The organism is Streptomyces sp. iso_384 (assembly GCF_056172905.1).
This window is the reverse complement of the sequence record NZ_JBWBTT010000027.1, coordinates 82,818-104,058: the sequence shown is the minus strand read 5'-3', so window position 1 is coordinate 104,058 and position 21,241 is coordinate 82,818. Positions and strand designations below refer to the sequence as shown.

General features: G+C 71.8%; 20 protein-coding genes. 16 read left to right on the top strand and 4 right to left on the bottom strand.

Annotated elements, in window-relative coordinates:
• The first annotated feature begins 3 nt into the window (after positions 1-3).
• The 3 genes from AC0VY3_RS37770 to AC0VY3_RS37760 all read left to right on the top strand — a co-directional run bounded on the left by AC0VY3_RS37770 (position 4) and on the right by AC0VY3_RS37760 (position 2,341).
• Complete coding sequence (locus tag AC0VY3_RS37770) at positions 4-969, top strand: oxidoreductase (RefSeq protein WP_103508888.1); 966 nt, start codon at positions 4-6, stop codon at positions 967-969.
• Positions 966-1,220 carry a hypothetical protein gene (locus AC0VY3_RS37765; protein WP_475551984.1) on the top strand — a complete coding sequence of 85 codons (255 nt, stop codon included), beginning with the start codon at positions 966-968 and terminating at the stop codon, positions 1,218-1,220. Before AC0VY3_RS37770 ends, AC0VY3_RS37765 begins: the two co-directional genes overlap by 4 nt.
• A 125-nt stretch (positions 1,221-1,345) precedes the next feature.
• Positions 1,346-2,341 (top strand): hypothetical protein, encoded by a 996-nt coding sequence (locus AC0VY3_RS37760; protein ID WP_475551983.1) that lies wholly within the window; start codon positions 1,346-1,348, stop codon positions 2,339-2,341.
• A 55-nt stretch (positions 2,342-2,396) separates the two neighbouring features.
• Here the strand turns inward: AC0VY3_RS37760 and AC0VY3_RS37755 are convergent, their stop codons facing one another.
• From AC0VY3_RS37755 to AC0VY3_RS37740, 4 genes are all read right to left on the bottom strand, one after another.
• The gene (locus tag AC0VY3_RS37755; RefSeq protein ID WP_103508885.1) at positions 2,397-2,768 is read right to left on the bottom strand and encodes a hypothetical protein; all 372 of its coding nucleotides are present in this window, start codon (positions 2,766-2,768) and stop codon (positions 2,397-2,399) included.
• A 28-nt stretch (positions 2,769-2,796) separates the two neighbouring features.
• A complete protein-coding gene (gene metK, locus AC0VY3_RS37750) occupies positions 2,797-4,008 on the bottom strand; it encodes a methionine adenosyltransferase (protein ID WP_475551982.1) in 1,212 nt (403 codons plus the stop codon).
• 91 nt (positions 4,009-4,099) lie between these two features.
• On the bottom strand, positions 4,100-5,362 hold the full coding sequence (locus tag AC0VY3_RS37745; RefSeq protein WP_103513015.1) for an MFS transporter: 1,263 nt from the start codon (positions 5,360-5,362) through the stop codon (positions 4,100-4,102).
• The gene (locus AC0VY3_RS37740; RefSeq protein WP_103513016.1) at positions 5,359-5,565 is read right to left on the bottom strand and encodes a tautomerase family protein; all 207 of its coding nucleotides are present in this window, start codon (positions 5,563-5,565) and stop codon (positions 5,359-5,361) included. Before AC0VY3_RS37740 ends, AC0VY3_RS37745 begins: the two co-directional genes overlap by 4 nt.
• A gap of 357 nt (positions 5,566-5,922) precedes the next feature.
• On the opposite strand from AC0VY3_RS37740, the gene AC0VY3_RS37735 reads away from it, so the two are divergent.
• The 13 genes from AC0VY3_RS37735 (at position 5,923) to epsC (ending at position 21,183) form a co-directional block, all read left to right on the top strand.
• On the top strand, positions 5,923-6,783 hold the full coding sequence (locus tag AC0VY3_RS37735; RefSeq protein WP_103513017.1) for a TauD/TfdA dioxygenase family protein: 861 nt from the start codon (positions 5,923-5,925) through the stop codon (positions 6,781-6,783).
• A complete protein-coding gene (locus tag AC0VY3_RS37730) occupies positions 6,780-7,580 on the top strand; it encodes an HpcH/HpaI aldolase family protein (protein WP_103513018.1) in 801 nt (266 codons plus the stop codon). The genes AC0VY3_RS37735 and AC0VY3_RS37730 overlap by 4 nt, the downstream gene beginning before the upstream one ends.
• Positions 7,581-7,609: 29 nt before the next feature.
• Complete coding sequence (locus AC0VY3_RS37725; protein WP_475551981.1) at positions 7,610-8,566, top strand: PLP-dependent cysteine synthase family protein; 957 nt, start codon at positions 7,610-7,612, stop codon at positions 8,564-8,566.
• 35 nt (positions 8,567-8,601) lie between these two features.
• Positions 8,602-10,443 (top strand): asparagine synthase (glutamine-hydrolyzing), encoded by a 1,842-nt coding sequence (gene asnB / locus AC0VY3_RS37720; RefSeq protein ID WP_475551980.1) that lies wholly within the window; start codon positions 8,602-8,604, stop codon positions 10,441-10,443.
• Positions 10,440-11,495 (top strand): PrpF domain-containing protein, encoded by a 1,056-nt coding sequence (locus AC0VY3_RS37715; protein WP_103513020.1) that lies wholly within the window; start codon positions 10,440-10,442, stop codon positions 11,493-11,495. Before asnB ends, AC0VY3_RS37715 begins: the two co-directional genes overlap by 4 nt.
• Positions 11,492-12,592 (top strand): acyl-CoA dehydrogenase family protein, encoded by a 1,101-nt coding sequence (locus tag AC0VY3_RS37710; protein ID WP_103513021.1) that lies wholly within the window; start codon positions 11,492-11,494, stop codon positions 12,590-12,592. The genes AC0VY3_RS37715 and AC0VY3_RS37710 overlap by 4 nt, the downstream gene beginning before the upstream one ends.
• Positions 12,580-13,998 (top strand): dihydroorotase, encoded by a 1,419-nt coding sequence (locus tag AC0VY3_RS37705; protein ID WP_103513022.1) that lies wholly within the window; start codon positions 12,580-12,582, stop codon positions 13,996-13,998. The genes AC0VY3_RS37710 and AC0VY3_RS37705 overlap by 13 nt, the downstream gene beginning before the upstream one ends.
• 3 nt (positions 13,999-14,001) lie before the next feature.
• Positions 14,002-15,813: an NAD(P)H-dependent oxidoreductase gene (locus AC0VY3_RS37700; protein WP_475551979.1), complete on the top strand. Its 1,812-nt coding sequence runs from the start codon at positions 14,002-14,004 to the stop codon at positions 15,811-15,813.
• Positions 15,814-15,950: 137 nt separating this feature from the next.
• Positions 15,951-16,280 (top strand): hypothetical protein, encoded by a 330-nt coding sequence (locus tag AC0VY3_RS37695; protein WP_103513024.1) that lies wholly within the window; start codon positions 15,951-15,953, stop codon positions 16,278-16,280.
• Between the two features lie 550 nt (positions 16,281-16,830).
• Positions 16,831-17,748, top strand: coding sequence for a GNAT family N-acetyltransferase (locus AC0VY3_RS37690; RefSeq protein ID WP_475551978.1), 918 nt, complete (start codon positions 16,831-16,833; stop codon positions 17,746-17,748).
• Positions 17,749-17,999: 251 nt separating this feature from the next.
• Positions 18,000-19,244 carry an ATP-grasp domain-containing protein gene (locus AC0VY3_RS37685; protein WP_475551977.1) on the top strand — a complete coding sequence of 415 codons (1,245 nt, stop codon included), beginning with the start codon at positions 18,000-18,002 and terminating at the stop codon, positions 19,242-19,244.
• Between the two features lie 2 nt (positions 19,245-19,246).
• Positions 19,247-20,515, top strand: a complete 1,269-nt coding sequence (locus AC0VY3_RS37680; RefSeq protein ID WP_475551976.1) for an ATP-grasp domain-containing protein — start codon at positions 19,247-19,249, stop codon at positions 20,513-20,515.
• Positions 20,516-20,544: 29 nt separating this feature from the next.
• Positions 20,545-21,183, top strand: coding sequence for a serine O-acetyltransferase EpsC (epsC, locus tag AC0VY3_RS37675; RefSeq protein ID WP_103513028.1), 639 nt, complete (start codon positions 20,545-20,547; stop codon positions 21,181-21,183).
• Positions 21,184-21,241: the final 58 nt, after the last annotated feature.

Here is a 21,241-nt window from a genome sequence, read left to right as displayed (position 1 = left end):
GACATGGCCTGGTCCACCGCGCACATTCACGACCAGAGGGGCAGGACCGCTCTGATCACCGGCGCCTCCGCTGGCATCGGCCTGGAGACGGCCCGTGAGCTCGCGGCGCGCGGAGCACACGTCGTCCTCGCGTGCCGCGACAGGGCACGGGGGCGGGCCGCGGCCCACCGTGTGGGAGGCAGCAACGAGGTCCTGCGGCTGGACCTGGCATCGCTGGACTCCGTGCGGGAGGCAGCGGCCGAGGTGCACGGCCGGCACGGGCGTCTGGACCTGCTGATCAACAACGCGGGCGTGATGTTTCCTCCGTACGCGCGGACCGAGGACGGCTTCGAAGCGCACTTCGGGGTCAATCACCTCGGCCATTTCGCTCTGACGGGGCTGTTGCTCGACCTGATGACCCAGGCGCCGGGGTCCCGCGTCGTGACCGTTTCGAGCCTCGCGCACCGGGCGGGTCTCGGCCGGTTCGGCGAGCGTGAGGCCCGGGCGGCGGACGGGCGGCGGTCGCTGACGGCGTACGGGCGGTCCAAGCTGGCGAACCTGATGTTCGCGCGGGAGCTGCAGCACCGGCTCGCTTCGGCGCAGGTGCCCACCGTCTCGCTCTCCACGCATCCGGGGCTCTCTCCGACCGGACTCTGGCACGGGGATCCACCGGCGCTGCTGCGGCCGGTGGCGGCCGTGGCACTGAAGGGGCTTGCCCAGCCGGTGGACCGGGCGGCCCTGCCGTCGCTGCGGGCGGCGACGGATCACCGGGTTCCGGGGGGTGCCCATCTCGGCCCCGGCGAGCGGTTCGAGAGCCGGGGGGCTCCCAGGCCGGCCCGATCGAGCCGGGCGGCCGGGGACGTGGCGGCGCAGGCGGAGCTGTGGGACCTGTCCCAGGAGCTGACGGGAGTGTCGTACTCCATCAGGCCCGCGCACGCGGCGGTGGATCCTGCCGCTGCGGTGTGCCCGATGAGGGGGGTGGCGGGGTGAGCACCGCGCAGGAGGAAGGCATCGCCGCCCGTGTGGGTGCGGGCATCGGCGAGGGGCCGTTCCGGTGCGCTTCGGCCTGGGCGTGGATGTGGCGGAGTTTCGACCTGTCGCTGCCGGACGTCTCGGGAGCGGTGGCGCAGACGGATCCGGTCGCTTCGCAGGTGCGGGAGCCGCCGACGCCTTCGGCGCGGGAGCAACGCGCCGCCGTGTCCCGGGAGTATGGGCGCCATGCGGCCCACGGCCCCTGGTGAGGGGACATCCCGAAGTGGGGGCGTGGTGTTGTTCTCGTGTGCTCAATCCGCTTTCAGCACGTTGATGGGGCTTCGGCGGTCCTAGCGTGACACCGCTTCACTCCCCTCGTGAAAGGTGACATGCCATGGCGCAGACAGCGCGGCGTCCCGCTCCCGGTCCTCTTCGGCCTTCCGCGGTGACCGGCCGTCGGCTCGTCGCACCCTCGTTCTTCTTCAACGGCCATACGCCGCGCCGGCGTGCTCTGGTCGTCTCCGTCAGCGCCCTGATCGGGTTCGCCCTGACGGTCGTGTGGTCGGCGGAGTTCGTCGACCGGACCATCGGTGACACCGTGGCGAACGGGCTGCTGGGCCATGAGGCCAAGGGCGCGCCTATCGCCGGTGCACTGGCCGGCGTCGCCTTCGCCCTGGCCACTGGTATCGCCGGCACGTTCACAGCGTGCAACATCGCTGTCTTCAGCGCCCTGGCGCCGTTGACCGGTGGCGGGTCCGTCACGCGTTGGGGCCGGATGTCGGCGGCTGTGCGCCCGTTGGGACACCTCGCGGCCGGGGCGGTCGTGGTGTCCGCCCTGTACGGAGTGCTGGTGGCGCTGGCGGGTACGGGCATGCCGCAGTTCGACGACAGCCGGAGCGGCGGTCTTTCCGGGCGGTTGGTCCAGGCGATGGTGGTGTACGGGGTGATCGGCCTGACGATGACGTATCTCGGTCTGGCGGCGGCGGGGGTGGTGCGCGATCCTCTGGCGAAGGTGTCACGGCGGTATCCGCGGGCACCGATGCTGTTCATGGGGGTCCTGATCGGCGCGTTCCTGATCGGGCGCCCCTTCCCGCTCTTCCGTCAGCTGTTCCGCGACGCCGCCGAGAGCCACAACGTGCTGTACGGGGCAGCGGCCTTCAGCCTGCAGAGCATCGGCAACATCGTCGTCATGGCGGTGCTGTTCCTCGCGGTGACCGGGGTTCTCGGTGACCGGCTGCACCGGTGGATGACGAGGTGGCCGAGCCGCGCGTCGGCCCTGACGGCGGGGGCGTTCATCACGGCGGGGGTTTTCCTGGTCCTGTACTGGGACCTGCGGATCCTGGCCCGTCGTGACCTGATCTGGTATCCGTTGGCTCCTTGGGCGGCATGAGACGCGTGTACGCCCGGACAGGATGCGGCTCGCGTCGGCCGGGCGTACGAACGGGTCAGGCGCTCGCGGTGGAGGCGACGGCGCCGACGACCTCGCCCGCCGCGTCGACGATGTCGATCGCCGTGAGGTAGGGGTCGTCGAGCAGCGGTACGAGGTCGGCGAGGACCTGGGCGAAGCGGGCCCCGTTCTCGTGTGTCATCGTGAGGTTGCCCTCCCACAGCGCGTCCCGAACCCGGCGTGAGGTGAGCATGCCGTCTCCGGCTGCCGCGATGAGGAGCAGCTCGGCGACACGGCTCTCCAGCGCGCTCGGACGCCAGGCTCCGGTGCGGAAGTCGGCCATGAGTTCCTCGACGCCGCGACGGGCTCGCTCGGTGGCGACGGGTTCCGGGAAGAAGTCGGTCTCGGTCTGGGTGGTGATCGTGGACATGGGGATCCCTTCGATGAGGTGGAGGGGGTCACCGGAGGCCGGCGGCGGCGCGGAGTGCGTCCACGCGGTCCGTGCGCTCCCAGGTGAAGTCCGGCAGCTCACGGCCGAAGTGGCCGTACGCCGCGGTCTGGGCGTAGATCGGACGCAGCAGGTCGAGGTCACGGATGATCGCGGCCGGACGCAGGTCGAAGACCTCGCCGATCGCGTTCTCGATCTTCTCCGTGTCGACCGCTGCGGTGCCGAAGGTCTCCACGAAGAGACCGACGGGCTCAGCCTTGCCGATCGCGTACGCGACCTGGACCTCACAGCGCGCGGCGAGACCCGCGGCCACCACGTTCTTGGCGACCCAGCGCATCGCGTACGCCGCCGAGCGGTCGACCTTGGACGGGTCCTTGCCCGAGAACGCACCGCCACCGTGGCGGGCCATGCCACCGTACGTGTCGATGATGATCTTGCGGCCGGTCAGGCCCGCGTCGCCCATCGGGCCGCCGATCTCGAAACGGCCGGTCGGGTTCACCAGCAGGCGGTAGCCCTCGGTGTCCAGCTTGATGCCGTCCTCCACGAGCTGCGCGAGGACGTGCTCGACGACGAACTCACGGATGTCCGGCGCGAGCAGCGAGTCCAGGTCGATGTCGCTCGCGTGCTGCGAGGAGACCACCACCGTGTCCAGCCGCACCGCCTTGTCACCGTCGTACTCGATGGTGACCTGCGTCTTGCCGTCCGGGCGCAGGTAGGGGATGGTCCCGTTCTTGCGCACCTCGGACAGCCGGCGCGAGAGCCGGTGGGCGACGTGGATCGGGAGCGGCATCAGCTCCGGCGTCTCGTCGCAGGCGTAGCCGAACATCAGACCCTGGTCGCCCGCGCCCTGCTTGTCGAGCTCGTCCTCATCGCCCTCGACCCGCTTCTCGTACGCGGTGTCGACGCCCTGCGCGATGTCCGGCGACTGCGCGCCGATCGACACCGAGACGCCACAGGAAGCACCGTCGAAGCCCTTTTTGGAGGAGTCGTAACCGATCTCCAGAACCCTGTTGCGCACGAGGTTGGGGATGTCGGCGTAGGCCTTGGTGGTGACCTCGCCCGCGACATGCACCAGACCGGTGGTGATCAAGGTCTCGACGGCGACGCGCGAGGAGGGGTCCTCACGCAGGAGCGCGTCGAGAATCGTGTCGCTGATCTGGTCAGCGATCTTGTCGGGGTGACCCTCGGTGACAGATTCCGAGGTGAAGAGACGCTTCGTCATGGGCGCATGAGATCCGCAGCCGTTCCCCGCCCGCAAGGCGGAGTTGGCCGAGTTGCGCAAAAGCCCGCCGGCCGGCGGCGGCTCGGCCACGTCAGGCCGCCGGGACCGTGGCCCGCTCGGCCTCCCGGTCGGCGCGGACACCGACCAGCGACCGGTACAGCAGGATCGCGGCCAGGCCGGCCGTCCCGTACAGAAGGCTCATCCCGATGGCGGGGACGAATGCGCCGACGGTGACGCACAGGGCGGCGACGAGCAGGCCCACGCGGGCGTTGAGGGCGTAGGCAGCCATGTACTTGGTGCGGGCCTCCTGATCGATCAGATCGGCCAGCAGTGCCTGGCGCACCGGGACGCTGGCGATCTCTCCGATCGTGAGCACGACGGCCGCGGCGATGAGCACCCAGCCGATCTCGCTGACGGCCCAGACCATGTAGCCGAGGGTGAACAGGGCGATGCCTCCGAAGAGCCGGATCTTCTCGGGAACCCGGGTCAGCAGCGTCCGGGCGGCCAGCACGAGACCGACGACCAGTGCGGCGTTGACCGCGCGCAGGACGCCGAGGATCGCGACGCCGTCGACGTCCAGGCTCCAGTCGCCATAGGCCAGCAGGGTCTGCGAGGGGAACTCCCGGGCGAGGCGTACGGCGATGTAGTAGCCGATCTGCATGCCGAGCGACGCGATCAGGGCGGCTGCGACCAGCTGCCGCAGAAAGATCCGGTCGCGGCCGACGGCGAGGTAGCCGCGCAGCATCGCCCGGGGGCCGGTCGCTTGCTCCTTGCCGGTGTGGGGGGCGGTCTCGGTGATCCAGCGCCATATCACCGCCGTGGTCAGCAGGCACAGGAATGCCGCACCGGCCAGGAGCTGAAGGAAGTGCCCGTCGTAGAGGAACCCGCCGAGCAGCGCGCCCACGGTGAAGGCGAGGTTGATCGACCAGTAGTTGATCGTGTAGACGAGCGGGCGGTTCTCGGGGGTGGAGACGTCGATCATCATCGCGTCGGCCGCCGGGGTGGCCAGCTGCGAGCAGCAGGTGTTGAGCAGGAACAGGGCGAACGTGGCTGTCCCGGACGTCCACCACGGCGAGTTGGCCAGGGCGAGCAGGCCGAAGGTCACGGTGGCTCCGAGTTCACCGGCCACCATCACCGGGCGACGTCCGTGGACGTCGGCGAGATGGCCGCCGATGAAGTTCGCGGCGATACCGGCCACCGCGACACAGACCGTCAGGGCGCCTGCGACGGCCGGCCCGTAGAGCACCGCGAGGTGGATGACGAGCAGCGGCATGAGCATGATCGACAACAGTCGTTGGACGAAGCCGACGCCGATGCGCAGCCGAATGTTCGGGTGCAGGGAACGCAGGTTCATCGCCGGCCTCCTGGAAGGTGCGTCTCGTCGGCCAGATGTCCGCCTCTGCCCCAATGACCCGGGGCCACGTCCCGCACGATGACGGTGACGGCTTCGTGCGGGCAGCCGGAGACCCGGGAGACAACGTCGGTGATGCCGACCACCAGCTCCTTCCTCGCTTCTCGGTCGTTGCCCTGCCACCAGTTGACGGTGATCACCGGCATGTCTGCGGTCCTCTTCTCCAGAGACGTTTCACGCGCGGGCGGGTCGAGAATCTCCGCGCCGCCGACGGGGTGACAAGCCGGAGCGGGTGCGGCGGCGCGACTTGAACAAGTCGCGCCGCCGCACCGGAGCGCGTTGTCCACTTCGTGGGCACGAGTTGGTGAAGTCGCCGCGCCTTTCCAGGCTTTGTTGCCGTCGGTTTCTGGCCCGTGGTGTGATCGCGCCGTCCCGCCCGGCCCAGCCCCGCCCAGGCTCCCTTCGGCGCCTCTCCATGACGAATGACGTGCCGCGCCCGATTCCGGCGGGGTGGGGGCGCCATGGAGCAGCAGGGCCTCCCACCAGTCTCGGAAGGAATGCCGGTGTCCCTCTTCGACATACGCAGGATCGGCGGAAGGATCGGCGCCGAGGTGACGGGGGTCGACCTCTCCACCGAGTTGTCGCCGTCCGTATTCCGCCAGGTGCACGAGGCCTTCCTGACGTACAAGGTCCTGTTCTTCCGTGACCAGGACATCACCGACGAGCACCAGCTCGCCTTCGCCGCCCGGTTCGGCCCGCTGACCGGGAAGCACCCCATGATGCGGACCGTGGACGGCGCTCCGCAGGTCATTCCGGTGGACGGCGAGGACCAGCGCGCCGACCACTGGCACACCGATATCAGCTTCACCACCGCCCCGTCCCTGGGGACGACGCTGCGCAGCGTTGTGCTGCCTCCGTACGGCGGAGACACTCTCGTCGCGAACGCCGCCGCGGGCTACCGGGACCTTCCGGCCGAACTGCGGGAGGTGGCGGACAGGCTCTGGGCCGTGCACACCAATCACGCGGAGCAGCCCAGGCTGGGTACCGAGCGTGGTGACGAGGTCCGTGCCGCGTTCCTGGCCCGCCGGTTCGAGGCGGCCCACCCGGTGGTCCGGATGCACCCGGAATCCGGCGAGCCGAGCCTGTTCCTCGGCGGATTCGCGCAGTGGCTGGTCGGCATGGAGCCTCGTGAATCCCGGCCGATCATCGATGTGCTCCAGGGCTATGTGCGACGTCCTGAGAACACCGCGCGCTGGAGCTGGCGCCCCGGCGACGTGCTGATCTTCGACAATCGCAGCACCCAGCACTACGCGGTCAACGACTACGGGCAGCACCAACGTGTGCTGCACCGGGTGTCGATCACCGGCGATGTGCCTGTGGGCCTCGACGGCAAGAAGAGCTACGCGTTGAGGGAGGGCGAATGAGCGTGCAGTCCCCATCGCACCCCGACCCCGCGTCGTTCGCAGCCCGGCTGCGCGGCCGGGAACGCCTCGTCGGCTACTGGACAGCGCTCGACAACCCGGTCGGTACCGAGCGGATCGCCGGCCTCGGGTACGACTACATCGGGGTGGATGGCCAGCACGGCGTGCTGCATCAGCCGGGCTGGCAGGCCGCGATGCTGGCCGTGGACGCTCACGGGAGCGCTGCGGGAATCATCCGGGTGCCGTCCCCGGACCCGGTCGCGATCGGGATCGCGCTCGACACCGGGGCGCGTGCCGTCGTGGTGCCGATGGTGGAGAGCGCCGAGCAGGCGCTGACCGTCGTGCGGGCCTGCCGGCACCATCCGAAAGGGACGCGCAGCCTCGGTGGTCCGGTCCGCGCGGAGCTACGGCTGGGGTCCGTCCCGGCCGAGATCGACGAGCAGGTGGCCTGCATCGTGATGATCGAGACGGCTGCCGCGCTGGAGGATCTGGAAGCCATCTGCGCAACCGGCGGTCTGGACGCGGTGTATGTCGGGCCGGCCGATCTGTCGGCCGCGCTCGGGGCTCGGTGGTTCGGCGACCCCGCCACATCCGACGACCTGGAAGCCGCGCTGGCCCGGATCACGGATGCCGCCCGTCGGCACAGTATCGCCTGCGGCATCCACGTCCTGGACGGTGCGAGCGCGGCGAAGCGGCTCACCGAGGGCTTCACTTTCGCAACCGTATCGAGCGACATCACGCACCTTCAGCAGACCGCCGCCGCGCACCTGGCCTCGGCGCGGAACCTCGGCGCGCCCTGAGTGGACGCCGGACCAGGAGGGAAGCACCCGTGACGACAGATCTGATTCCCGGGCCGACCGGGGCAGCCGCGGCGCCTGTGGCCGGGGCGCTGGAGGAGTTGGTGGGGCGGACCCCACTGCTCGACGTGCCCCTGCCGGGGCTGGCCCGTTCGGTGCGGCTGCTGGCCAAGCTGGAGGCGGCCAACCCACTCGCCAGTGTGAAGGACCGCGCCGCCCTGTTCATGATGCGGGCCGCCGAGGAGTCGGGGCTGCTGCCCACGGCCGGGGGCACCGTCATCGAGTGTTCGTCGGGCAGCACGGGCATCTCGCTGGCCGCGCTGTGTGCCCGTCGTGGACACCGGTGCATCATCGTGATGCCCGACAACGCCACCGAGGAACGCCGCCTGATCCTGCGGGAGCTGGGGGCCGAGGTGCATCTCGTGCCGCACCAGGACGGGCTCCTGTCTGCCTGGGCGTACGCGGAGAACCTGCAGCGCACCCTGCCCGGCTCGTGGGTGCCGCACCAGGATCGCAACCCCGCCAACGTACGGGCCCACTACGAGACGACGGGCCCGGAGATCTGGGAGGCCACGAGGGGGCGCGTCGACGTCCTGGTGTGCGGGGTCGGCACGGGCGGCACCCTGACGGGCACCGCCCGCTATCTCAAGGAGCGCACGACGCTCCATGTGGTGGCCGTTGAACCGGCCCGCTCCGCCGTGCTCTCCGGGGGTGAGGCGGGACCACACGGCATCCCCGGCATCGGCGCCGGATACATCTCGGAGATCACCGACCTCTCGCTGGTGGACGAGGTCGTCGCCGTCGCGGACCCGGACGCCTCCGCCACGGCCCGCGAGATCACCCGCGCCACCGGCCTGCCGGTCGGCGTCTCCTCCGGGGCGGCGGCCTGGGCGAGTCGCGCCGTGACCGCCGGCCCCAGGTGGGCGGGCGCCACCGTCGTCACCGTCTTCCCCGACAGCGGGGAGCGCTATCTGTCGACGGCCCGCTGATCCGTCGTCGTCTCCTCACACAAAGGCAGGAAGACATGTGCCGGATCTTCGGCTACTTCAACGCGGCGGCGACGCCGCACGACATGCGGACCGTCGCGGCGCTGCAGCGGCACGGGGGTCCTGACGCGACGGGGATGTCGCTGACACCCGGCTGCGGGCTGGGCAGCAACCGGCTCGCCGTCGTAGACCTGGACGGCGGTGAGCAGCCGTACGGTCGGGGCGGCCCGGTGCAGGTGGTGTTCAACGGGGAGATCTACAACCACGAGGAGCTGCGCGGCCGCCTGGAGTCGCTCGGGCACTCGCTTCCCGACCGTTGCGACGGGTCGGTGCTGCCCGCCCTCTACCTGGAGTACGGCGAGGATTTCACCGAGCATCTCGACGGTATGTACGCGCTGGCGCTCCTGGACTCGCGCGGTGATGTCCCCCGGCTGCTGCTGGCGACCGACCACATCGGCATGAAGCCCTTGTACTACCGGTGGGACGCGGGTGCGCGGTCCCTGTGCTTCTCGTCAGAACTCCCGGCGCTGCTGGCGTTCGGCGGCGTCGGCGCCCGGGTGCGGGAGTCGGCGCTGGAGGCCTACCTGGCCACCCGTACGCCGTTCGGGACGCGCACGGTGTACGAGGACGTGGAGGTTCTGGAAGCGGGCACCACCTGGACGTGCGAGCTGGGCGGCCCCCCGCGGCTCCGGCGCAGGCCCGCGGACGCGTGCCCCGGCCCGGCCGAGGACGGGTTCAGCGCGGCGCGGCAGGTGCGGCGGACTCTGCGCTCCGAGGTGGGCCGGCTGCTTGTGGCGGATGTCCCGGTCGCGCTGATCGCCTCCGGGGGCCTCGATTCGAGCCTGGTCACGGCGCTGGCAGCGGAGTACGGCCCGGTGGACACGTTCAACCTCGCCTACCGGGGCACCTGGCCTTTCGACGAGCGGCACTTCGCCCGCGAGGTGGCCGAGCTGGCCGGGGCGACGCACCATCAGGTGGAGATCGATCCGGCCGACTTCCCGGCCTTGCTGGAGGAGACCGTCTGGCATCTGGGCCAACCCAACGCCGATCCCATCGCACTGAGTTCGTACGTGCTGTTCCGGGCGGTGCGGGACGCCGGGTTCACCGTGGCGCTCACCGGTGACGCGGCCGACGAAGTGTTCGGCGGGTATGCCCGGATGCGGCAGGCGGCCGAGAGCGCCGCCGCGGGCTCCGACTGGTCCGCGGCCTATCTGGACTCCCTGTCCGCCGCTCCGGCCTCGTTGCGGGAGGCGCTGTACACCGAGGCCTACCGGGCGTACGTCCGTGACAACCCGGCTCTGCCGGCGGATGCGCGGGAGGATCTGCTGCACGGCCCGGGCAGCGTGCTGGACCGGGTCACCCGGTTCGAACTGGAGAGCCGACTGCCGGCGTACCACCTGCGTCGGGTCGACCATCTGAGCATGGCTTCCTCGGTGGAGGCGCGAATACCGTTCGCCCAGCGTTCGGTGGTGGCACTCGGCCGGGGGCTGCGCGACCACCAGCGGATCCAGGGCGGGCAGGTGAAGCGGACCCTCTACGCCGCTGCTGCCGGGCTGCTGCCAAAGAGCGTGCTCTCCCGTCCCAAGCAGCCATTCACGCTGCCGGTCACCGCGATGCTGCGGCCCGGCACGTCCCTGTGGGAGTACGCCCGGGACATGCTGGCGCCCGCCCGGGTGGCCGCGGCGGGGCAGCTGGACGGCCGGGCGGTGGAGACCCTGCTCGCCGGCCAGGCGGAACGGCCCGACGACACAGCCGCCACAGCGCTGTGGGCTCTGCTCGTGCACGAGGTGTGGAACGAACAGTTCCGGCGCTCCGCACGGCGGTTCTCGGACGCCGGCGCGGCGCCGGGCGGTTCCAGACCGATGGCGGTGGCGGCGTGATCGGGCATCTCGCATACGCGGCGGGCGCGCCGTGCCCCACGTTCGTCCTGGACTCGGGCCGGCTGCCGCGGGAGGAACGGGCGTTGCTGGCCCACCTCACGGAAGCCCGGCGCTATCTGGTCTCCGCCGGGGGCGCCCATGTGCTGAAGATCGCTCTGGTGGAGCAGTCCGAGCATCCGATGTTCGATCTCGACTACCGGTTCGTACAGGCGCTCCCCGGCGCCCCGGACAGGTTCGATGTGCGCGGCTCGTGCGGTCATTCGGTCCTGGCGGCCGTGATCGCCGCGGCCCGTTCGGGGATGCTGCCCCGTCTGGTGCCCGGCGCCCGGGTCCGGGTCCACGTGCGCAACAACGGGGACAGCGTGGTGTGCGAGGTCGAGCAGGTCGAGCGGGACACAGCCGTCTTCACGGTGACGTTCGTCCAGCCCGCGCCGGTCCCGTTCGACACTCTGTTGCCCGGCGGCGGGACGCGGACCGTGCTCGACACCGGTGACGAGCGGGTCGAGGTCTCCCTGGTCACCAGCGCCAACACCTACGCCTTCGTGGACGCGCGGACTCTCGGTGTTCCCGACCAGGCCGCGCTGTTCGGCGCGGGCACGGAACTGCTGGCACGGCTGGAGAAGGTCCGCAGGGCCGGTGCCGACCGGCTCGGCTGGCCGCGCGACGGGGCCTTCCCCAAGGTCGCGGCGATACTGCCCGGCAGCGGCGGCGGACTCGCGGCGCGGGCCGTGACCGTACCGGGCTGGCATCCCTCGATCGCCCTGACCGGGGCGGTCTGCCTGGGCTCGGCCGTGCGGATCCCCGGCACGCTGCCCTGGCAGGCGGCGCGTGAGAACGGCGCGGACGCGGGCCTGATCGAGATCGCCACGCCCGGCGGCCGCACGGCGGTCTCCGCCGTCACCTCGGTGCCCACCGACGGCGACGGCACGCTCCTGTGGGCGGCCGTCGCCCGCAAGCACGTCACCTTCCGGGGCTCTTTCGTACTGGAGCCCCTGAGCCATCTGCAATTCGAGGAGGTCGCGCGGTGTCTGGCGTTGTCGGAGGCGGCATGAGGGTCATGGCGGCGCCCGAGCTGCGCGCCCGGCTGCACGAAGCCGCCGTGAGGAGCGGACCGGCCGGGGAGGCGGACCGGGAGGCGTCGGCGGTGCTGCGCGCGAGCGGCCTGCTCGGTACGGCGGTTCCGGTCCGCCACGGCGGTACGGGCGGTGACGCCGCCGAGATCAACCGGGTCGTCGAGGAGATCGCCTCGGTGAATCCCTCCGCAGCGATCATCGCCTTCCAGCACTTCGCCGTGAGTGCCCGGATCTGCGAATGGGGCAGTGCGGAACAGCGGGAGCGTCTGCTGCCGCTGCTGGCGGACGGCACCTGGCTGGCCGCCTCCGCGTGGAGCGAGACCGGCGCCGGAGCGGCGAAGCGGAATCTGGCGAGCACCGGAGAACGCCTGGGCGACGGGCGCTGGCTGCTGAACGGTTCGAAGACGTTCACCACCGGAGCGGGGCTCGCCGACGTCTATCTGGTGCTGGTGCAGACCTCCGAGCCGGGTCCCGGCACCCAGGAGTACGGATCCGACGGGCAGAGCTTCTTCCTGGTGCCGGCGGCCAACCCCGGTCTCGTCCCGGAACTCGGCCTGGGCCTCGCGGGCATGCGCGGCTCGGCCACCGGGCTGATCGCCCTGCGGGACTGCGTGGTGGCGGACTCGGACCGGCTCGGCCCCGAGGGCGGAGCCGCCTCGATCATCGCGGGGGTACGGGAGTCCGGCGCCAGTCTCGGGACGGTGTCCGCCGGCATCGCCCGGGCCGCCCTCGACCTGGGTGTCCGCCATGCGCGCGACCGCGGCCTGATGGACCTGCCGACGGTGCGTCACCGGCTGGTGGAGCTGGCGACGCGGGTGGAGGCGGTCCGGGCGGTCGTCGGGCGTGCCGGGGCGCGGGTCTCGGCGGATCCGGGCCTGAGCACGCTGCACAGCAAGCTGTACGCGAGCGTGGCGGCCGAGGAGATCTGTCTGGAGGTCGCGCGGATGCTGGGCTCGGCCGGATACCGGGACGGGGCCCCCATCGGCCGGCTGCTCGCCGACGCACGGGGCATCGCCTTCATGGGTCCGACGAACGACCTGTGCCGGGATCTGGTGGCGGCGTCGTGGACCCGGTGAACCCCGTGCCCGACCTGGTGGTGAGCGGCCGGAGGCTGGTGACGCCGCAAGGAGTACGCGCGGGCCATGTCCTCGTCCGCGGCGGGCGGATCACCGCGGTCACGGAGGCCGACACGGCCCCCGCGGCGGTGGAGCGTCTGGACGCGGGGGACCACTATGTGCTGCCGGGTCTCATCGACTCCCATGTCCACTTCCGTACGCCGGGTCTGACGCACAAGGAGGACTGGGAACACGGCGGAAGGGCCGCCGTCCGCGGGGGCGTCACCACGGTGATGGACATGCCGAACACGGTGCCGCCGACCCTCGATCCGGAGGCGGTGCTCTCCAAGGCCCGCATGGTTGCAGGCAGTTCGCTGGTTGATATGCGTTTCCACATCGGGCTCGATCCGGCCCGGCCCGAGCTGCTGGCCACCCTCGACCCGTCCGTGGCGACCAGCGCGAAGGTGTTCATGGCGGGCCATCACACGGCGCCCACCGTCGTACGCGATCCCGCGACGCTGGAGAAGGCGTTCGCCGCGGCCGCCGAGGGCGGGGTGCAGTTGGTCCTGCACGCCGAGGACGACGGTCTGTTCGCCCTGCTGGACGCCTGGTGGGGGGAGCCCGGCAGCTATCTGGACTACGAGCGGCACCGGCCGCGCACCGGCGGCATCGTCGCCGTCGCCAAGGTCGTCGAGCTGGTGCGCCGGTACGGCACCCGGGCGCACATCCTGCACCTGTCGAGCGCCGAGGAGGCGGACCTGGTGTGCGCGGCGCAGGCCGCCGGGCACCCGGTCACCTTCGAGGTGACCGGCCACCATCTGTCGTTCACCGACCGGGACACCCGGCGGATGGGGGCCCGGACCCGGCTGTCGCCGTCCATCCGGGGCCAGGCGGACCAGGACCGGCTGTGGTCGGCGCTCGTGAACGGCCAGCTCTCGACGCTCGGCAGCGACCACGCGCCGCACACCGTCGCGGAGAAGACCCAGGCCGTCGCCGCGTCGCCCCCCGGCCTCCCCGGGGTGCAGGAGCTGGCCGTCTCGGTGTGGACGGGGATGCGCCGGCGGTGGCCGCAGGAGGATCCGGACATCGCCGTGGCCCGCCTGGTGCGCCACCTCTCGGCGACGCCTGCGGAGTTGTTCCGGCTGCCGGGCAAGGGGCGGATCGCGGAGGGCGCTGACGCCGATCTGGTCGTCTTCGCGCCCGACACGCCTTGGATCCTTTCGGCGCGGGACGTGGAGAGCAAGTGCGCCTGGTCGGCCTATGAGGGCTGGACCTTCACCGGCCGCGTCGAGCGCACCCTGCGCGCGGGGCGGACCGTGTGGGACGCCGCATCGGGGTCGTTCGGTGCGTACGACGGCCGTCTGCTGACGGCCGCGGACCGGGTGGAGACAACGGACGGGGCGGCCTCGGCCGTCCGGGAGGGATGACACATGGCCAGAAGACTGTCCGTTGTGGTGGCCGGGGGCGGGATCGGAGGTCTCGCGGCGGCTGCCGGGCTGGCCTCGCGGGGGGTCGACGTCACCGTCGTGGAGCGGTCGGATCGCACCGGTGCGCGAGGCTCGGGCCTGGTCCTCCAGCCCAACGGGGTGCGGGCCGCCGACGCGCTGGACGAACGGATCGGCAGCCGGATCCGGGCCGTGGGGCACGTCTGCGGGCCCGACGAGGTGCGGGTGCTGATGGACTCGGCGGGCACGGTGCTGGCCGAGGAGTCGACCAACGCGGCCGCCGGGTCCTCCGGCGCACCGCAGATCCCCCTGCTGCGCTCGGACCTGCACCGGGTCCTGCTCGACGAGGCGCTCACCGCCGGCACCGCCGTCCGCCTGGCGACCGCCGTCGAGTCGTACACGACGCATCCGGGTCATGTCACCGTGCGCCTGTCGGACGGGGACTTCGTCGACTGCGACGCGCTGATCGGCGCCGACGGGATCAACTCCGCGGTACGGGCGCGGATGCTGGACGACGGGCCGCCGCGATACCGCGGCTACACCTCGGTGCGGGGCCTCACGCGCAGGTCCGCGCTCGGACAGCGCGGGCACGTGGTCAACGGCCGGGGGATCCAGCTGTTCGTCGCCCCGGTCGGTGAGGACGAGCTGTACTGGACCGCCAAGATCACCGCAGCACCCGGTGTGTGGCCGGCCATGGGCTCGGCGGCGGCCCGTCTGGCTCTGTTGGAGGCCATGGAGGGCTGGTACGCCCCTGTGGTGGATCTGGTACGCGAGGCGGACCCCCGGGGCCTCGTCGTCACCGACATCCACGACCGCGATCCCGTCCGGCAGTGGGTGGACGGACGGGTGGCGCTGCTCGGCGACGCTGCGCACCCGATGGTGCCGGCGCTCGGCCAGGGCGCCAACATGGCGTTGGAGGACGCGGCGGTCCTCACCGACACGCTCACCACGTGTTCCTCGGTCCCCGAGGCGCTCGCCGTCTACGCCCGGGAGCGGATGGACCGGACCGCGGCCGTGGTTCTCGCCTCACGCCGCCAGGGCTCGCTCGATCAGGGCGCCGACCGGGCCGGGGAGGAACGGCGCAACGCCCGTATCAGGGCCGAGGGCCGCAAGGACATGGAGACCGCCGACGTACTCGACTGGCAGCCGCGACGCGTTGCCCCGGCAAAACCGGCGCCGGTCGTCCGCGCGGGGCGCGGCGTCACGGCCGGCAGAGCGCCGCACATCGTCGTGATCAGCGGATCGCTGCGCCAGGGCTCCAGCTGCGACCGGGTGGCGGCGTGGTGCGCGGACCGGTGCGCGGAACTCGGCGCCTCCACCCGGGTGTTCACCGGGCAGGAGATCGACTTCCCCGCCTACCGCCCCGGTCTGGCCGACACGGACCCGGCCGTGGCCGGTTTTCTCGGCGCACTGCGCGCCGCGGACGGCGTGGTGCTGGTGTCGCCGACTTACCACGCGACGGTCTCGGGACTGCTGAAGAACGCCCTCGACTACGTCAACGACATCGACGGCCCGGTGCCGTACCTGGAAGGGCGTGCGGTCGGCACGGTCGCCGTGGGTACGGCCGCGCAGGGCGCCGTCTCGACGCTGGCGACGCTGCGCACGATCGCGCACGCGCTGCGGGGCTGGCCGACGCCGGTCGGCGCGGCGGTGACCCGGCCACCGGAGCAGCCTTTCGGCGACGGGGCCCCGGGGCCGGAGGAGGCGCGTCTGATCGAGATGGTGTCCCAGGTGGTGTGGCTGGGCGCGGCGCGGGGCGCCGCGGGCCCGCCGCCTTCTCTGGGAGCCGTCGCCTGACACCACGGCGACCTCGACCGCCCCGGTGCCTGTCGTCGAACTGCCTTCTGCCGCGCGGCGCCTGGCCCCCGGTGCCCTTCACCGTCCGACATCACAGCCGTGGCGCGCCGATCGCGTCCGGGAACGGAGAGCCGAACATGTCCGATTCACCCTCGCCCTACCAGGTCCTGCCCGCCCGGCTCGGGCCCGTCTGGCGGGACGCCAACATCAGGTCCGGTCCCTCCTTGGACAGCCCGGTGACCGAACTGCTCCTGCCGGACGCCGCCGTCTGCCATGAGGCCGAGGGATGGTCGCCGGGCGACGAGGTGGTCGAGGGCGACCACCCGGGCGGTGTGATCACGAGTTCTGTCTGGTTCAGGCTGGGAAGCGACGCCTGGACGAGCGCCGTGAACTTCGAGCCGGTGACCGTGGCGGCGCTTCTGCCGGAGGCCGTCACCGTCGACTCTTCTCGCACCGACGTGTCCTGACGCCCGACGGAAAGAGCCGCTGTGCGCCGGGCCCGGATCCGGATCCGGCCGGGATCCCGTCGGGGAGTGTGTGCAGAATTTCCTACGAAAAGATCCGGCCGTATCCGGCACTGGCGGACATGACACGGATGAACGCTGCATGCCATTCCCGCGGTTCCCCGGCTCCGGTCGGACAAGCGGAGATCGGGCGTGCCCGCCGCAGACGAAGGGGGATCCGGCGAGGTCCACCGGCGACGGGACAGCCAGCTTCGCCCCGGTCCGCAGGGGCGCCGCCTCCCTTCCCATCAGCCCTTGTACCTGCCATGACTGCCGACCCGGCTTTTTCGGACACCCTCCGTCCCACTGAGCATTCTGGGAGAACGAACCTCTCTGAACAGCCAGTAACATTCGTTACTACGCCGGATCGATACTCGTGCGGAAATTTTGATCACCGGGTCTGCCGTAAAAGAGATTAAGGTGAATTCGGGTGAATTCCCTTTCGTTTCCCTCCCGCCCCGAACTCTCCGGCCCGGCCTCCGGACCCGAATCCACCTGGAAAGGGGGCACGTACATGCCCCGGTACGGAGGGCTCGCCCTCAAGAAGCCGACCGAGGTCCCGCTGGACAGCCTCGTACGGCTGAGACGTTCCTACGAGGAGCGCGTCACGGGCGCAGCCAGCTGTACCAGGGACGACGTCCTCCTGGAGATCGGCCGGCCCGAGTACCAGGACGACAGCTGGTGCCTGGCCACCCCCGACGACGAAGTGCTGGCCTGGGCCGCGATGGCCCGCAACGGTGACACGCTGGACGCCGATCTGACCGCGCTGCCCTGCCGCCACGGCGCGAGCGCGGCTCGTACACTCCTGCGCCTCCTGCTGGACCGGGCCGACGAACTGGCCGCCGAGCACGGCCTGCCGTACGGCCTGACTGTCGGCGGCATCCTGCAGGGCGACCAGGTGACCCCTTCCTTTCTGGAGGAGGCCGGGTTCGTCCACGGCCCCACCTCACGGCAGTACGACGTCGGGCTGACGGCCGCTCCGTTGCCGCCCGTCCTTCCCGACGGCGGCGTCATCCGGCGGGCGGACACCGACGACTTCGAGGTCCTGCACGCCTTGCACCGGCGCAGTCTGACCGAGGGGCCCCGGACGGAGGACCCCGAGGCGTTCCGGGCCGGCCTGCGTCGGCTGTCGGAGTCCGGCGGGGTGACGCTGCTGCTCGCCGTGGACGGACACCCCGTCGGCTACGCCGCGGCCCGGGCCGCCGGCGGCGAGGGCCGGGTCCTGCAGCTCGCCGTGACTCCCGCCTCCCGCGGGCTGGGCGTCGGTCTCGCGCTGGTCCTGGCCGTCCTGGCCGAACTGCGCGATCTCGGCGTCGGCCGGGCGCTGGTCACGCTGGACACCGGGGATCCGACGGACCACGACGCATTCGGCAGTCTGCTCAGCGTGCAGGGCTCACGCGTCCTCATCCGCTTCCGCAGGACCGACGCATGAGGCAGGACGCTCCCGGCCTCGGTCGGCCATCGCACCCCGAGTCCCCTCGGCAGGTTCGGTACCGGAGCGGGATCCCGCTCCCGACCGGCTTCCTCCCCGCCGTCCCGGCAACGATACCGACGCCCCGCTCCCCCGGAAGCGCACGGCCCCCGCTCAGGACTTCTTCGTGAAGTCCCCTACCGGCGAAACCCGTTCGCCTCTCCGCCGTCCTCCCACCCGCGACGAGCCCCACGAGAACGGAGCACCCCGCCATGACACACACCGGTGCGCCCAAGCGGCTGCTGATGGTGATGCCCTACAGCCAGTTCGTCCGCAAGGCGGCCGCGGCAGGCTTCGAGGTCTGGGCAGTCTGGGACCCCTCGCTGCGTGAGGAGGCTTACCTCGACGAGGTCGCCGAGCACGCGCGGGAGCTGCTGCTGGCGGACTTCTCCGACGAGTCCGGGCTGCGCGCGCTGATCGCCGAGACCGTCCGTACGCACGGCATCGGCACCGTGCTGCACCTGGGCGCCGAGGCGTCCATGCCGCCGGCCGTCGCGGAGGCGGAGGCGCTCGGGGTCTCCCCCAACCCCGTGTCGGCCGTCATCCGGCTCAACGACAAGGCCGCCATGCGCGCGCTGCTGGCGGAGCACGAGCTGTCGGTGGTCCGCGCCATCCCGGCCCCCACCACCAAGGCGGTCAGAGCGGTCGTGGCCGGGATGGCCCTGCCCGTCGTGGTCAAACCGACCGGGGCGTCGGGGAGCCGAGGCGTCGCCCTGATCCGCGACGCGGAGGATCTGGAGGAGTGGAACGCCCGCGTCGCGGAAGCCGGCCTCGTCGGCCCGTACGTGGTCGAGGAGTATCTCCAGGGCCCCGAGTACAGCGTCGAGACCCTCACCGTCGACGGTGTGCACCACGTCGTCGGCATCACCGCCAAACAGACCACAGGCGCCCCGTTCTTCGTGGAGACGGCCCACGTCCACCCCGCTCCGCTCGCCCCCGAGGACCGGTCCACGATCCACGCCGTCGTCATCGGCCTGCTCGACCTGGCCGGATACCGCTTCGGCCCCGCGCACACCGAGGTCATCCTCACCCGGCGCGGCCCGCGTATCGTGGAGTCCCAGAGCAGGCTGGGCGGCGACCGCATCCCGCTGCTCATCGCCACCGCGTCGGACTTCGACATCGAGGCCGCGATCTTCCGGACGCTGGCCGGAGAGCCCCTGGAGGTCCCTGCCCCCCGGCACACCGCGTCCATCGGCTTCTTCACCCTGTCCGCCGGGCGGCTGGACGCCGTCGGTGGCCTCGACGCGATACGTGCTCTGCCCTACGTCCACGCGCTGCACTTCCCCTTCCGTCCGGGGGACGAACTGCCGCGCACCACCAGCTCGTCCACCCGCCACGGCTACGTCGTCGTCGACGCGGAATCGCCCGCCGAGGCGGCGGAACGCATCTCCCGCGTCCGCAGTCTGCTGCGCGCGGACGTCCGCGAAGCCGCTTCGGCAGCCTCGAAGGGAGCCTGACCGTGAGTTCCGGAAAGACCGTCCTGCTGATCGGCGGCATCGACGCCCACCTGGAGCGCTTCGCCGCGCTCGGCGTCAAGGTCGTCCTGTTCCAGCATCCCGACAAGATCACCGCCTATCAGGCGCGCACCGCCGATGTGCTCCTGGTCGTCGACTACACCGACTGGGACGTCGTGCTCCCCTTCGCCGAGACGGCCCGAAGGCTCTACGGCGCGGACGCCGTCGTCTCGCTCACGGAGCCCGGGCTGAACCCGGCGAGCAGGCTCGGCGACCTGTTCGGGCTGACCGACGGACGTCGCCACGAGGTGAGTCGCCGGATGCGCGACAAGCTGCTGATGCGCCGTCACCTCGCCGAGCACGGGCAACCGGTCCCGCACGTGGCCCCGGTCGAGGGCCGGGCATCGCTGGAGAGGTTCGGCGAGCGGGCCGGCTATCCGTTCATCGTCAAACCGGTCTCCACCACCGCCGGATTCGGGCTGCTGCGCGCCGAGAGCCCCCAGGATCTCGACCGGGTCTGGGCGCGGGTGCGGGAGCTGGACGGCGGCCGTACCGACCGCGGTTCGAGGATGTTCACCGTGGACGGCTTCCTGATGGAGTCCTTCGTCGACGGACCCGAGTTCAGCGTCGAGGCGCTGAGCTTCGCCGGACGCCATGTCGTCGTCGCCGTCACAGAGAAGCTGACCGCCGACGAGCACTTCGCCGAGCTCGGGCACGCGGTGCCCGCCCGTCTGGCCGGCGTTGAACAGGAGCTGTTGACGGGCGCCGTCGAGGAGTTCCTGACTGTCATGGGCGTCACCGACGGCCCCAGCCACACCGAGATACGCCTCTCCTCGCGAGGGCCGGTGGTCATCGAGTCCCACAACCGGCTCGCCGGGGGCAGCATCGTGGATCTCGTCGAGACCGCCTACGGCATCGACATGGTCGGCTACGGGGCCGCCTGGCCGCTCGGGCTGATCGAACCGCTCACCGCTCCGCCCGTCCCGAAGGCGGGCGCGGTGATGCGGGCCCTCGTGCGCGAGCCCGGTGTCGTCACCGCGGTCTCGGGGGTGGACGAGGTCCGCTCGCGGCCGGACGTGCTCGCCGCCCAGGTGTCGGTGCGCCCCGGCGACACCGTCCGGCCGCTGCGCGACAACTGGGACCGGCTCGGCAGCGTCGTCGTCACGGCCGCCGACACCGACGCCGCCGAGGCCCTGTGCGAACGCCTCGTGCGCAGCGAGATCCGTATCGACGTCGAACCGGCTGCCGCCCCCGCGGCGGTCCGGGCCGCCTGACCGCGGTGCCGCCGGAAGGAGCCGGACACATGCCGGAAGAGCCGGGGCTGTTGCGCACGCTGGACGAGGACATCCGTGTCGTCGTCGCCCGTGATCCGTCCCTCGCCAACCGCTGGGAGGCCATCGGCCACACCGGGCTGTCCGCCGTGTGGGCCCATCGCGTGGCGCACCGGCTGTACAGGCGGCGTATGCGTACGGCCGCGCGGGCCGTCGCCCGTGTCGCCCGCCGCCGCACGGGCGTCGAGATCCATCCCGGCGCGGTACTCGGTCGGCGCGTCTTCATCGATCACGGGGCGTCGGTGGTGATCGGCCAGACGGCCGTCGTCGGCGACGACGTGACGATCTACCAGCAGGTGACCCTCGGGGCGGTGGGGTGGTGGACCGACAACCGGCGCCCGCCCGGGGCCCGCCGGCACCCCGTCGTCGGCGACGGGGTGATCCTCGGGGCGAACGCGACCGTGCTGGGGCCGGTGACCATCGGCGCCCGGGCGTTGATCGGCGCCATGGCCACCGTCACCGAGGACCTGCCCCCCGGGGCCCGCGTGTACGCGGCGCCGTCGGTCGTCCGGCTCGCGCCGCCCGGCCCGCGGGCGGTCCCGGGCGTCGACGGGGGCCCCGGAGCGGTCGCCGACCCCGTGCAGGCGCTGGCCTCGGCGGGCTCCTGGTGACTCCGCCGTACCCCTCCCTCCGCCCCTCCCGCCTGTCCTTCCCGTCCCTCTCTTCCTT

Coding starts and splice junctions, on each gene's coding strand:
- asnB (WP_475551980.1), top strand. CDS start 8,602: ATGTGCCGGATCTTCGGCTACTTCAACGCGGCGGCGACGCCGCACGAC.
- metK (WP_475551982.1), bottom strand. CDS start 4,008: ATGACGAAGCGTCTCTTCACCTCGGAATCTGTCACCGAGGGTCACCCC.
- AC0VY3_RS37740 (WP_103513016.1), bottom strand. CDS start 5,565: ATGCCGGTGATCACCGTCAACTGGTGGCAGGGCAACGACCGAGAAGCG.
- AC0VY3_RS37695 (WP_103513024.1), top strand. CDS start 15,951: ATGTCCGATTCACCCTCGCCCTACCAGGTCCTGCCCGCCCGGCTCGGG.
- AC0VY3_RS37690 (WP_475551978.1), top strand. CDS start 16,831: ATGCCCCGGTACGGAGGGCTCGCCCTCAAGAAGCCGACCGAGGTCCCG.
- AC0VY3_RS37710 (WP_103513021.1), top strand. CDS start 11,492: ATGAGGGTCATGGCGGCGCCCGAGCTGCGCGCCCGGCTGCACGAAGCC.
- AC0VY3_RS37755 (WP_103508885.1), bottom strand. CDS start 2,768: ATGTCCACGATCACCACCCAGACCGAGACCGACTTCTTCCCGGAACCC.
- AC0VY3_RS37770 (WP_103508888.1), top strand. CDS start 4: ATGGCCTGGTCCACCGCGCACATTCACGACCAGAGGGGCAGGACCGCT.
- epsC (WP_103513028.1), top strand. CDS start 20,545: ATGCCGGAAGAGCCGGGGCTGTTGCGCACGCTGGACGAGGACATCCGT.
- AC0VY3_RS37685 (WP_475551977.1), top strand. CDS start 18,000: ATGACACACACCGGTGCGCCCAAGCGGCTGCTGATGGTGATGCCCTAC.
- AC0VY3_RS37730 (WP_103513018.1), top strand. CDS start 6,780: ATGAGCGTGCAGTCCCCATCGCACCCCGACCCCGCGTCGTTCGCAGCC.
- AC0VY3_RS37700 (WP_475551979.1), top strand. CDS start 14,002: ATGGCCAGAAGACTGTCCGTTGTGGTGGCCGGGGGCGGGATCGGAGGT.
- AC0VY3_RS37760 (WP_475551983.1), top strand. CDS start 1,346: ATGGCGCAGACAGCGCGGCGTCCCGCTCCCGGTCCTCTTCGGCCTTCC.
- AC0VY3_RS37745 (WP_103513015.1), bottom strand. CDS start 5,362: ATGAACCTGCGTTCCCTGCACCCGAACATTCGGCTGCGCATCGGCGTC.